Origin of the sequence: Pseudomonas sp. A-B-19, assembly GCF_019947515.1 — a bacterium.
Lineage (GTDB): Bacteria > Pseudomonadota > Gammaproteobacteria > Pseudomonadales > Pseudomonadaceae > Aquipseudomonas.
Window position 1 is genome coordinate 56,913 of record NZ_JAGYGN010000019.1, and the last position, 13,304, is coordinate 70,216.

At 60.9% G+C, this 13,304-nt stretch carries 8 protein-coding genes; 3 read left to right on the top strand and 5 right to left on the bottom strand.

Features of this window, described 5'->3' with window-relative positions; genetic code table 11:
- Positions 1 to 115 precede the first annotated feature (115 nt).
- The 3 genes from KGA81_RS20265 to KGA81_RS20275 are packed head-to-tail and all read right to left on the bottom strand — an operon-like array spanning position 116 to position 1,505.
- Positions 116 to 331, bottom strand: a complete 216-nt coding sequence (locus KGA81_RS20265) for a DUF1289 domain-containing protein (protein WP_223547870.1) — start codon at positions 329 to 331, stop codon at positions 116 to 118.
- Positions 328 to 852, bottom strand: coding sequence for a gamma carbonic anhydrase family protein (locus KGA81_RS20270; protein WP_223547871.1), 525 nt, complete (start codon positions 850 to 852; stop codon positions 328 to 330). Before KGA81_RS20270 ends, KGA81_RS20265 begins: the two co-directional genes overlap by 4 nt.
- A gap of 53 nt (positions 853 to 905) precedes the next feature.
- Entirely contained in the window at positions 906 to 1,505 is a 600-nt protein-coding gene (locus KGA81_RS20275) for a CoA pyrophosphatase (RefSeq protein WP_223547872.1), read from the bottom strand.
- Between the two features lie 147 nt (positions 1,506 to 1,652).
- On the opposite strand from KGA81_RS20275, the gene KGA81_RS20280 reads away from it, so the two are divergent.
- The 3 genes from KGA81_RS20280 (at position 1,653) to KGA81_RS20290 (ending at position 8,852) form a co-directional block, all read left to right on the top strand.
- Complete coding sequence (locus tag KGA81_RS20280; RefSeq protein WP_223547873.1) at positions 1,653 to 2,204, top strand: NUDIX hydrolase; 552 nt, start codon at positions 1,653 to 1,655, stop codon at positions 2,202 to 2,204.
- 109 nt (positions 2,205 to 2,313) lie between these two features.
- A complete protein-coding gene (locus KGA81_RS20285; protein WP_223547874.1) occupies positions 2,314 to 2,817 on the top strand; it encodes a murein L,D-transpeptidase family protein in 504 nt (167 codons plus the stop codon).
- 284 nt (positions 2,818 to 3,101) lie between these two features.
- Positions 3,102 to 8,852, top strand: coding sequence for a membrane-targeted effector domain-containing toxin (locus tag KGA81_RS20290; protein WP_223547875.1), 5,751 nt, complete (start codon positions 3,102 to 3,104; stop codon positions 8,850 to 8,852).
- Between the two features lie 85 nt (positions 8,853 to 8,937).
- Here the strand turns inward: KGA81_RS20290 and KGA81_RS20295 are convergent, their stop codons facing one another.
- Both KGA81_RS20295 and purL read right to left on the bottom strand, forming a co-directional pair.
- Positions 8,938 to 9,249 carry a YqfO family protein gene (locus tag KGA81_RS20295; protein WP_223547876.1) on the bottom strand — a complete coding sequence of 104 codons (312 nt, stop codon included), beginning with the start codon at positions 9,247 to 9,249 and terminating at the stop codon, positions 8,938 to 8,940.
- A gap of 5 nt (positions 9,250 to 9,254) precedes the next feature.
- A complete protein-coding gene (gene purL / locus KGA81_RS20300; protein WP_223547877.1) occupies positions 9,255 to 13,151 on the bottom strand; it encodes a phosphoribosylformylglycinamidine synthase in 3,897 nt (1,298 codons plus the stop codon).
- Positions 13,152 to 13,304 lie beyond the last annotated feature (153 nt).

The following is a 13,304-nucleotide window of genomic DNA, read 5'->3' on the forward strand; positions in this document are numbered from 1 at the left end:
CTGTAGGAGCGAGCTTGCTCGCGATGGTCGTGAACGATAACGCGGCAAATCTGACACGCTGCGGCGTTCTTAAGTCCATCGCGAGCGAGCTCGCTCCTACAGAAAAGGCCGCGCCTCAATTCCCCGGTTTTGCCCCGATCATCCAGATCAACCCACTGGCCTTGGCCCGCTCATGACACAACCCCAGCACCTTGCGCCGCTCGTCGTTGGTCATGCGGCTCCAGCGGGTAATCTCCTCCACCGTGCGTTGGCAACCGGTGCAGATATCATCGTCGTCCAGCGCACAAATGTTCACGCAGGGCGATGCGACCGGGCGTTCGGTGGCGGTCATTGTTCCTGCTCGGCCAGGTCGCGGGCATAACGCTGCGAGTTGTGCACGTAGTGAGCAGCGCTGGCTTCCAGCATCCTGATTTGCGGCTCGGTCAATTCGCGCACCACTTTGCCGGGCGAACCCATGACCAGCGATCCGTCCGCAATCTCCTTGCCTTCGCCGATCAGCGAGTTGGCGCCGATGATGCAGTTCTTGCCGATCTTCGCGCCGTTGAGAATCACCGCGTTGATACCGATCAGGCTGTTATCGCCCACGGTGCAGCCGTGGAGCATGGCGTTGTGGCCAATGGTCACGCCAGTGCCGATGGTCAGCGGGTAGCCCATGTCGGTGTGCATCACGGTGCCGTCCTGGACGTTGCTGTTCCTGCCGATCAGGATCAACTCGTTGTCGCCGCGCAGGACGGCGTTGAACCAGACGTTGGCGCCCTCTTCCAGCTTGACCTTGCCCACCAGCACGGCATTGGGTGCGACCCAGCTCTGTGGGTGGGTTTCGACGCGGGCGTCGCCCAGGCGGTATTTCATCGTGTTGTCCTCAAGACTCAGGCAGGCAGATTCAGACCATTCGAACGATGGCTTCAGATATTGATAAAGCTTTTGGGAGGCTGGTGCAGGCTGATTTTGGCGTCATACAGCAGGTTGATCAACTCGACGATCATGATCGCCGTCAGCCCCCAGATCTTGTACTCACCGAAGCGATAGCTCGGCACATACCAGCTGCGGCCCTGATAATCGATGCGATGGGTATGTTCGCGGGGGTCTTTGCGGAAGAACTCCAGAGGCACACTGAACACCGCGGCGATCTCGGCATCGTTGGCCCGGTATTCGACAAAATCCGGGATGACCCCGACATAGGGCGTGACCTGGATGCCATGCAGGCTGATCAGCGGGCTGAGCGGACCGATCACCTCGACCAGCCCCGGCGGCAGGCCGATCTCTTCTTCGGCTTCGCGCAGGGCGGTGAAAATCAGGTCCGGGTCTTCAGGGTCGCGACGCCCGCCGGGAAAGGCGACTTCGCCGCCATGGGTCGACAGGCCGCTGGCACGCAGGGTCAACACCAGCTCAGGCTCGTCACTGCGGGTGATGGGCACCAGCACCGCGGCTTCGGGAAAACGACGGTCGGTCTCCAATGTGCTTGGTGTGTGGTTGCTAACCCGATGCAGTAGCTCGTCCAGCATGAGTGTTCTCGATCTGTGCCCTACCCGGCATCATGCACCAATCGCCGCGGTCGCCCAACCCCCGCAACAGCCCCATGTCGCGAAACGACAACTTGCCGACAGACACTGCCGCACGCCAAGATAGGCGCAGCATTCAGGAACCCCAGCATGAAATTTTGCAGCCAGTGCGGTAACCCGGTGACCCAGCGCATTCCCGAGGGCGATTCGCGCCTGCGTTTTGTCTGCGACAGCTGTCAGGCCATTCATTACCAGAACCCCAACATCGTCGCCGGCTGCGTGGCGACCTGGGGCACCAAGGTGTTGTTGTGCCGGCGAGCCATCGAGCCACGTCGCGGCTACTGGACCCTGCCCGCCGGGTTCATGGAAAACGGCGAAACCATCGAGCAGGCAGCCATTCGCGAAACCGCCGAGGAAGCCTGCGCCCGGGTGCGCAACCTGAGCATCTATACCCTGATCGACGTGCCGCATATCAGCCAGGTACATGTGTTCTTCCGCGCCGAGCTGGTGGACCTGGACTTTTCTGCCGGCCCCGAGAGCCTGGAAGTGCAACTATTCGACGAAGCGGACATTCCATGGGACGAGCTGGCTTTCCGCACGGTGGGCCGTACCTTAGAATGCTTCTTCGCTGACCGGCGGACCGAGGTCTATCCCGTTCGGTCTGAATCGATCCCGCCACTTGCTCAGCCTGCCATTATCTGATGTCATCTCGGCATCACTCAAAGGCGCCGAAAGACCGCCCGAACGCGGCACGAGCCTGCAAATACTTCTATACATAAATAGTCGCGACACCTCCTGGGGAATCGTTTCAATGCGCTGGTTGCTTGCCCTGTTCTGTTTATCGTTCGTCGCGGTGTCCGAGGCTTCTGCCGTGGAACCCCTGAACGGCAAGGTCATCGAGAAAATCCTGATTCTCAAGTCTTCCCATCAATTGCAATTGATCAATGACGGCAAGCCGCTCAAGACCTATCGCATTTCCCTGGGCAAGCGCCCCAAGGGGCCGAAGCTGATGGAAGGCGACAAACGCACCCCGGAAGGCTTCTACTGGGTCGACTGGCGCAAGACCAGCGACCGCTTCAACCTGGCGATGCACGTGTCCTACCCGAACATCAGCGACTCGGCCCGCGCCCGTCGTGAAGGCGTCGAGCCCGGCGGCATGATCATGATCCACGGCACCCCGGACAGCGAAGACACCCCGGAAGACCTGTTCCACACCCTGGACTGGACCGACGGCTGCATCGCCATGCGCAACATGGACATGCGCGAAGTCTGGAACCTGGTGCCCGACGGCACGATGATCGAAATCCGCCCGTAATCCCCCACGACCATTGGTCGACATCAAAAAATAAATTCAAAAGATCGCAGCCTGCGGGGTTGATACCAATCCCGCCCGCAGGCTGCGATCCTTGCCTTCAAAATCCCCACCTCCAATACTTTTCAAACCTACCCCGAGCCTGTGATTGACAGGCCGTTATCGCGAGCAGGATCCCAGCCTGTAACGCGATACTCCCGCCAAATCGTGGCATACATATGTACCTCCTCCCCCTCCCTCTTCCTCGCCATGCTGCCGGCTCTTTCTACCGACTGGAGACCGTGCCCATGAGCACACCCACCCCACCATCTTTTGAAGAAATCAAAGGCTACCTCAACCAAATCGGCTATCACCTGCTCAACGCCCAAACCCCACTGCTACCCGACCATAAACCCACAGCCGAGCAACGCTACCTGGAACGCCTGGACGGCATCCTCAAACGCTACCGGGAACAGTTCCTGAGCAAGGCCAAAACCCACTATCAAGGATTAGCCAACAGCGACCTGAAAACCTCGGAAGGCCAGGCTCTGCTCAACACTCTCAAGAACACCTTGAACACGCATCTGATGGACATGGACCTGCGTGAGCAGATCGATGGCAAGTCACTCAAATCCTACATGACCTTCGAAGCCGGGTTCACCGCCCTGGAGCATGAGGCCAGGCTCGGCGTCCAGGATCGCCTGCTGCACCCACAGGAAGGCACGATGCTCGAAAGCGTGGCGCTGCCCCCAAGCTTGCGTCCAGGCCTGTACGCCCTGCAGTTCAGTTACCAGGCGCAACAGGTCGAGCTGGCAGGTGCCTTTGTCGCCACAGAAAAAAACAGCGTTGTGGTCAACGACCTGATGAGCGCGCAGGACGTCGGCCAAGTGTTGCTGTTCACACCTGCGCGAGGGATCGAATCGTTCAACACCCTGGCCGAACTCAACACCCACTTGCGGCAAAACATGGAGCACGCCAGCGGGCGCAGTGAGTTCATCGACAGGTTGCCCACGCGCTACCACGCCTTGAGCCCCGCCGGAATCTGGCCCCTGGAACTATCACCCATCGATGACCAGCCGTTGTTCGAACACACCTTCGGTGCACTGATCGCCAAGCGCACCCAGGATATCGACCGGGCCCTGAGCCTGGTGGACAACCCACAGCACGACCCCGCCCAATTGATCGCGGCCCTCGACCGCGCGATCCGCAGCGCCCTGCCCGACCTCAGCGCCCGCCTGGAACTGCGCGCCCAACGCCTGCTCGAACGGTTGCTGCGCTACAGCGCACCCGATTGGTATCGCAGCGCCAGCGAGGCACACCGAGCCACGCTGGCTGAACATCTGGCCAGTTACAACCAGGCACGCCAACACCTGCTCGATCTGTTGGGCCCCGCCGCGAACCCCCAAGCCCTGGCCCGTTTTCAATGGCTGGAGCGGTTGAGCGATGACCTGGAGATTCACGACCTGAACCCGGAGCACCTGCAGGTCAAAACCCAACGGCTTGTGCCCGGCGTCGGCCACTATGAACACAATCGCAACCTGATCGACCTGGCCTTGCGGGGCCTGCATACAGGCGACGAACTGCCTGGCTCCGACTTTCTGACGAAGACCACCTTCACGTATAACGGAGCGCCCTTGCCCGATGCGTACCAGGACCTGACCCCAGCGTGGATCGTGCAACAGTCGATGACCCTGCAACCTCGGTTCGACTTTGCACAGGTGCAACGGGAACTGCACGCCCGGCCCGAGTTCAGCAGCGCCATCGAGCAGATGCTCGACCAGCGGATCAACGCCCTGGCCTACACCGCCTTCCTGCAAGGCCACATTCGCGAAGACGACTACCAGGCGATCCAGCGCCTGCGCCTGGGTACCGATGTGCGACTGAGCGCGGCCACCCTGGGCGCCAGCGTCCTATCGCTGCACGGTGCGCAACTTCAGGACCTCTGGGTGATGCGCCAGACCGATGCCAACGGGACGGTCAACCGCGTGCTGCTCTGCACCCCCGAGGCACCACAAGAGCACCAGTTCCAGGCATTCGACAGCGAGCTTGCGTGCCGGCAACACATCCTCGGCTGGACCCAGGACAACGGCCTCAAGGCCCCACCCGGCACCATGACCGACTACTTGATCCGCCAGGTACCACTGCGCCTTCGCAACTCGATGAAGCACCTCTTGAACGGTCTGAGCCTGAAGTTTCACGCCCAGGATTACAACAAGATCACGTTCAACGCTGGCAACTATCGCCAGAGCCTGAAATCGATGGCTGATCATGTACTCGCCACACGTATCGATAACTACGAATTCAATACGCCCAGTTGGTATCGCTCAGCCACCATTGATGTCAGGCGAAGGCTCTCGACCCTGGCCGAGGATGCAGAAGGCAGCTTGCAGACCTACAACGACCATCCACAGTCCGAGGCCCGCTTCCCAAGCTTCGATGCCTACCTGCATGAAAAGGCCAGGGAGCGCTTGAACCAACTGCTGGGTCGCCGTCAGAACGATGTCGACCCGGACACCGTATGGGCCTATTCACCCTCCGCGCTCGGCACCCGGACACCGGCGCCCATGACGTATACCCGGCTCTACCGTGACGGCTACGCCGATGGTGTCGGTTTTCTCGACGAAAAATTCTCCCGCTCGGCAAGGTACAGGGGCCCGCAAGGCGTTGACCTGAGCACCCTGAACGCCAATCCGCAAGCCGTCGCACGCTCGGTCACCGGCGTCTGGATTGGCCAGCGCTACGTCGACAAGGTCAAGGCCGAGTTGCTGGACCCGGGCAGCCCGGCGTTTACTTTCAGGCGCAATGCGGTGCTGGCCATTACTCAACGACAGATGCTCAGTGCCGCATTGGAGTGTCGCCTGCAAGGACACATCGCTGGCGTTGACCTGCAATGGCTTGAGCGCTGCATCGCCAGTATGGGCGACACGTCACCGCAGACTCGCGGCAACTACGCCATCCATCGCCTGCTGGTCGACGGCGAATGGGTCATCGACACCTACCTGTTCAGCCACGCTGACAACCCGGTGCTGTTCTATACGCCCCATGCCCCCGACGGCATCACCTTTCGCGAGGCCAGCCGGTTCAATTACCTGCTGAAAAAACTGCCCGGATTCATCGACTACCTCGCCCAGCGTGTCGATGTTCGATCCCGGGGTCGGGTCCAGGCATTTCTGGAGACCGCCAAACAAGGGCTGCCCGAGAGCCTGGATAAAACCACCCCCAGCCCCCCACGTTACGACTCGACCCGGGCACTGCCTCCGGTGCTTGACCTGCGCCGCTTGCTGTACAACATGAAGCTGCAACGCAAGATCGACGAAGTGACCGCCACCACCACTGACCGCACTCAGATGATCACCAGCATGCTCTGGACGTGCGTGGAGTTCATGGCCGCCATCGCCACTGCGCCTTTCCCGGTTCTGAGTCTGAGTGTTGGCCTGCTACTGGCCTTCAAGGACGGCATGCTCGCCCTGCATGCGTACAACCAGGGCGACACCTCGGCCGCCCTTGAGCACTTCGCCGGGTATCTGTTCAACAGCGCCGGCGCCCTCTTCACCGACCTGCGTCCGGCCCTGAAATCGTTCAAACCCATCGGCAATTCCGGGCGCCTGGCAGTTGCCAGCACCGAGCAAGGCCGGGCGATGAAGCTGATCAGCCAGCTGGAAACCGCCCCCCCGGCAGCTGCAGACATACAGCCGGTGTGGTTCAACGGCGAGGTGCTCTGGGCGCCGAAGACCCCGGATGCGATCGGTCGCTACTTGCTATATCGCCATGACCCGGTCAGCGGTAAATGGGTATCGACCACGCGCCTGGCCGCACCGAACGCAGAGGGCTTCTGGACCCGCACCGGCGTTTCCGGCGGCGCGCCGAAATACGAAACAGTGCCTGAAACCCCCGGACCGTCAAGAGACTATGGGATGCCACAGAAGTACTGGAGCAGGCTTGAGCCTGTCATGGACCCGCAGATGCGCACGCTCATGATCAACCAGGCAGCCAATACTGACCAAGGTCTGGTCGGCACCGTGCTGGGCAATGCCGCCGATGAACTGAGTTCGTTACGCACGGTTTACCTGCAGCAGGTCGAACGCCTGACCAGGGACGCAGACAACTTCTTCCTCTTCCTCGACACGCTGCCCGCTCGCGCCAGCGTGCCTGTCGTAGAGGCCAGCACCCCGCTGGCCCGACTGGTCGTCAACGACGCCTTTGCCGGCAACAGGAACCTGGTCATCGGTGCCGTGCCAGGCTCCATCGCCAGCAAACAGGCACTGATTGCCAACATGGCTGCCCTGGTCGAACAAGGTTTCAAGCGCCTGTATGTGGAGTTCCTGCCGGGGGATGTTTTCAAGCTCAAGCTTGAAAAGCTCAACCAAGGGAAATCATGGCGGCACATCAAAAAACATTTGAAGGCCATAGACCAGTCCTTCGGCATCGCACAAGACGCCGAGTACTCTTACTTGGCCCTCGTACGCAAGGCCCGGGAAAAAGGCGTGCAAATCAAGGCGCTGGACGCCTCGACCTCCTATCGACTGGACGATGTCCTGCTCATGGGCGATAGCTCGCCGACCACGCCCCAGCCCAACAGCCTGAGAAACTACTACTCGCATAAAGTCATTGAAGCCGACATGGCCGATGCACCGCACGAACGCTGGATCGCCCTGGTCGATCGCTCACGCATGACCACATACAACGGGACACCCGGCCTGGCTGACTTGACCAATGCGGTTGCGCTGCGCGTCGAAGACGTCGGCTTGAATCAATCGGTGGGCATCTGGTCAGACACCCTCGGCAAGATACCAGGTGACGGACTCGCCAAAGGCGACTACCACATGACCCTGCAAACACCGTACAAGCCCCCCCAACCCATCTCGGCGGCTGCCGCTACATCCGTCGTCAGCACTGGCCATTTCAACGACTTCGATATTGCACCGTCGCTAAGAAATGAGATCGCCCGCATGAGCGACCAACCGCACGGCCTGGATACTCGCTACCCACCGCACCAGCGAACGCGAGCTGAAGCGTTCTCTGAATTCATCAAACTACGCAAAGACTTGAATACCAAGGCTGAGAGCTTCTTTGCCGATTATGTTCCACCTGCCAGGCCAGCCTTGCCAACGATCAGCAGCAGCACCACGCCCGAGTCGTTCCTGAAACAAATCAGCGAAAGCCGCCTGCCGGGGTTGGTGATCGGCGAGGCTCACTCGGCAGAGTCGAGCAAGGCATTTCTGAAAAAACACATGAAGCAGTTGAAGCAGCAGGGCTACAAGACGCTCTACGTCGAACACCTGCTCACCGACCTGCACCAGGCTGAACTGGAGGCATTCCATCAGACCCAGCGGTTTTCCGACAAACTCAAGGCCTACCTGAAAGCCCAGGATCGGGGACATATGCTGCTCTACACTGGCTCTGACAACTATTCGGAAGTCATCCAGGCAGCCAACAAATATGGCATCCGCATCAGGGCACTGGACTGTACCGCCAGTTATCACCTCAAGGGCTTGCCTGATCCGGAAAAGGCCCGCAACCAGATGTTCAACTACTTCGCTTCCCGGGTCATTCTGGCCGACCAGGCGGCACACGGGCCCCATAAGTGGATTGCCTTCATCGGCAGCGCCCACACCAATAACTACCAAGGCGTATCGGGACTGGCCGAAATCCTGGGCACGGTTAGCCTGCATGTCAGGGATTGCGCGCCGTCACTGTCCAGAGGCATTCACCTCGGGTACTGGGAAACCGATCTCACGGGGCCTGGCTGGAGGGCAATACGCAGTGACTTCAAACTGGAAGTCAGCAACGCCCGGCAACGAGTTCCCGAGCCCTTTGCACCTGTCGACAGGTCACGACTGCGCCAGACGAGGCACTTCCTGATCGAACGCCCCTCGGCTGCCGAGACCAACCTGCTGCACCGCTCCCGCAGCGGTGAAATTGTTTCCACACCGATTCAGGTGGACGATAACGGATTGTTCTTTATCGACCGCTGGGACATGACGGCACAACGATTCAAGTACCAGGACATGCTGATCGGAGCACTCAAGGCAGATATTGGCCTGACGCCAGCGCCGTAATCAGCCCCAGTCACCCACTATCACGCCCAATAAAAAGCCCGCTGAAATCGCTTTCAGCGGGCTTTTCGTTTCCAGGGCAGGAAGATCAGAAATCCTCCAGCCGCCACACTTCATAAGCCGGCGTCTCATAGGGATGGCTCTGTTTCAGAGCCGTCACCACCGCGCGAATCGACTCATCGGCCACTACCAGCTCGACTTTCCATTCCTCGACCTGTTCGACCTGCCCCGCTTGCCCAATGAACGGCTGGCTGCCGTCCAGTGGACGAAACTGACCCAGGCCCAATACCTGCCATGCACAGTGATCGTAAGCACCGATCCGTCCGCCACCGGCGGCGAATACGGCGCTTTTGACCGCTTCGACATGACTGTCGGGAACGAAGAAGCTGAGCTTGTACACAGTACTTAGTTCACCCAGACGCGAGCATTACGGAACATGCGCATCAGCGGTGCATCTTCGTTCCAGTCATCCGAGCGCCACGAGTTCTGCACGGCGCGGAATACACGCTCCGGGTGCGGCATCATGATGGTCACGCGACCGTCGCGGCTGGTCAGGCCAGTGATCCCGCGCGGCGAGCCGTTCGGGTTGGCCGGGTAGCTTTCGGTGACCTTGCCGTGGTTGTCGACGAAACGCATCGCCACACAACCCGACAGATCGGCTTCAAGCAATGCTTCTTCGCTGGCGAATTCAGCATGACCTTCGCCGTGGGCGATAGCGATCGGCATGCGCGAACCTGCCATGCCCTGCAGGAAGATCGAGTTCGACTCCTGGATCTGCACCATCGCAACGCGGGCTTCGAACTGCTCGGAACGGTTACGCACGAAGTGCGGCCAGAACTCGCTGCCCGGGATCAACTCGTGCAGGTTGGACATCATCTGGCAACCGTTGCACACACCTAGGGTGAAGCTGTCGTTGCGCTCGAAGAAACCCTGGAACGCATCGCGGGCACGGCTGTTGAACAACGCCGATTTCGCCCAGCCTTCACCGGCACCCAGCACGTCGCCGTAAGAGAAGCCGCCGCAAGCGACCATGCCCTTGAACTCGTTCAGGTCGACACGGCCGGCCAGAATGTCGCTCATGTGCACGTCGATCGCGTTGAAACCGGCGCGGTCGAACGCCGCCGCCATTTCCACCTGACCGTTGACGCCCTGCTCGCGCAGTACGGCAACCTGTGGGCGGATGCCTTTCTTGATGTAAGGCGCGGCGATGTCCTGATTGATGTCGTAGCTCAGCTTGACGCTCAGGCCCGGGTTGTCTTCTTCCAGCAGCACGTCGAACTCTTGCTCGGCGCAGTCGGCGTTATCGCGCAGACGCTGGATCTGGTAGCTGGTCTCGGCCCACTGGCGTTGCAGCAGACGACGCTGGCCTTCGAACACGGTGTCACCGTTGAAGGTGATGCTGATCTGGCCATTGTTGATTGGCTGACCGATCACCGACACACAGTCGCCCAGGCCGGCAGCGCTGAATTGCGCGAGGATGTCCGGGGTGGCGTCCTGGCGAACCTGGATCACCGCACCCAGTTCTTCGTTGAACAGGATCGCGGCGATTTCGTCGGCGCTGTGGGCAACGCTGTCGAGGTTCAGGCTCAGGCCGCAGTGACCGGCGAAGGCCATTTCCACAACGGAGGTCAGCAGACCACCGTCGGAACGGTCGTGGTAAGCCAGCAGGTGACCATCGGCGTTGAGGCCCTGGATCACGGCGAAGAAGGCTTTGAGGTCTTCGGCGTCATCGACGTCCGGCGCCTGCTTGCCGAGCTTGCCGTGAACCTGTGCCAGGATCGAGGCGCCCATGCGGTTCTGGCCATGGCCCAGGTCGATCAGGATCAGGTCGGTGGTGCCCTTGTCCATGCGCAGTTGCGGGGTCAGGGTCTGACGGATGTCAGTCACTGGCGCGAAACCGGTCACGATCAGGGACATCGGCGAAGTGACGGACTTGTCCACGCCTTCATCGTTCCAGCGCGTGGCCATGGACATCGAGTCCTTGCCCACCGGAATGGTGATGCCCAGCTCAGGGCACAGTTCCATGCCGACCGCTTTCACGGTGTCGTACAGGCGTGCATCTTCACCCGGGTGACCGGCGGCGGACATCCAGTTCGCCGACAGTTTGATGTCGGAGATCTTGCCGATGCGCGAGGCGGCGATATTGGTCAGGGTTTCGCCGATGGCCATGCGGCCCGACGCCGGAGCGTCCAGCAGTGCCAGCGGAGTACGCTCGCCCATGGCCATGGCTTCACCGGTGTAGACGTCGAAGCTGGTGGCGGTGACGGCAACGTCGGCCACCGGAACCTGCCACGGGCCGACCATCTGGTCACGGGCCACGAGGCCGGTGATGGTGCGGTCGCCGATGGTGATCAGGAAGCTTTTGCTGGCCACGGCCGGGTGGTGCAGAACGCGCTCGACACAGTCGGCAATGTTCAGGGTCGACGGATCGAAGTCATCGCCCAGTTCGGCTTCACGAACCACCGAACGGTGCATGCGCGGAGCCTTGCCCAGCAGCACTTCGAGCGGCATGTCCACCGGGCTGTTGCCGAAGTGGCTGTCGGTGACGGTCAGCTGTGGTTCGGCAGTGGCTTCGCCGACCACTGCGAACGGGCAACGCTCGCGTTCGCAGATCGCCTTGAAGCGCTCGAAGTCAGCCGGGCCGACCGCCAGGACGTAACGTTCCTGGGATTCGTTGGACCAGATTTCGTGCGGGGCCATGCCCGGCTCGTCGTTTGGAATGTTGCGCAGTTCGAAACGGCCACCACGGTCGCCGTCGTTGACCAGTTCCGGGAAGGCGTTGGACAGACCGCCCGCACCCACGTCGTGGATGAAGCTGATCGGGTTCTTGTCGCCCAGTTGCCAGCAACGGTCGATGACTTCCTGGCAACGGCGTTCCATTTCCGGGTTTTCGCGCTGTACCGAAGCGAAGTCCAGGTCTGCCGAGCTGGTGCCGGTGGCCATGGAGGAAGCCGCGCCGCCGCCCAGGCCGATCAGCATCGCCGGGCCGCCGAGCACGATCAGCTTGGAGCCGACCAGAATCTCGCCTTTCTTGACGTGTTCTTCACGGATGTTGCCCATGCCGCCAGCCAGCATGATCGGCTTGTGGTAACCGCGGACTTCGTCGCCGTGCGGGGTGGTGATCGACTGTTCGAAGGTACGGAAGTAGCCGGTCAGGGCCGGACGGCCGAATTCGTTGTTGAACGCAGCGCCGCCCAATGGGCCTTCGATCATGATGTCCAGCGCGGTAACGATGCGCTCGGGCTTGCCGTACGGCACTTCCCACGGCTGTTCAAAGCCCGGGATCTGCAGGTTGGACACGGTGAAACCGGTCAGGCCGGCTTTCGGCTTGGCACCGCGACCGGTCGCGCCTTCGTCGCGGATTTCGCCACCGGAACCGGTGGATGCGCCCGGGAACGGGGCAATCGCGGTCGGGTGGTTGTGGGTTTCAACCTTCATCAGGATGTGCACCGGTTCCTGCACCGCACCGTACTGGCGGGTTTCAGGGTCCGGGAAGAAACGCCCGGCCACGGAGCCGACGATCACCGAAGCGTTGTCCTTATAAGCCGACAGGACACCTTCGCTGTGCATCTGATAGGTGTTCTTGATCATGCCGAACAGGCTTTTTTCCTGGCTCTGGCCGTCGATGTCCCAACTGGCGTTGAAAATCTTGTGACGGCAGTGCTCGGAGTTTGCCTGGGCAAACATCATCAGTTCGATGTCATGCGGGTTGCGCGCAAGGCCCACGAAGGCGTTGACCAGATAATCGATCTCGTCTTCGGCCAGGGCCAGGCCCAGCTCGGTGTTGGCTTTTTCCAGTGCGGCGCGGCCGCCACCCAGCACGTCGATGGCGGTCAGGGGTTTCGGTTCGGCGTGGCTGAACAGGCCGGCGGCCTGTTCGAGGTTGCCCAGGACGATCTGGGTCATGCGGTCGTGCAGACCGTCGGCGATCAACCGGGCTTCAGCGTCGCTGAACTGGCCGGCCACGTAGAACGCAATGCCGCGCTCCAGGCGCTGGATTTTCGCCAGGCCACAGTTGCGGGCGATGTCGCTGGCCTTGCTCGACCACGGCGAGATGGTGCCGAAACGCGGCAGCACCAGAAACAGACGACCGGTCGGTTCTTGTACAGGAACGCTTGGACCGTACTTCAGAAGGCGCGCAAGCACCTGCTGTTCGTCGCCGGTCAGGACGCCGGTAACTTCGGCGAAGTGAGCGAATTCAGCATACAGGCCACTGACAGCCGGAACCTTCTGGCTCAGTTGCTCAAGGAGCTTGCTGTGGCGAAAGGCAGAAAGGGCAGGAGCGCCGCGCAGGATCAACATCTTCGGGACAGCCTCGGGAAGGGGTGTGCTTTGAGGCCGTGCATTCTAGCCTAAACAGCCCGCGACAGCACCCGAAACGCTACGCACGGTTGCACCCGGACGTCGATCTGTGTTTCTGCCTCGAAAGTCAGGTTAACCAGACGTGTAACGACA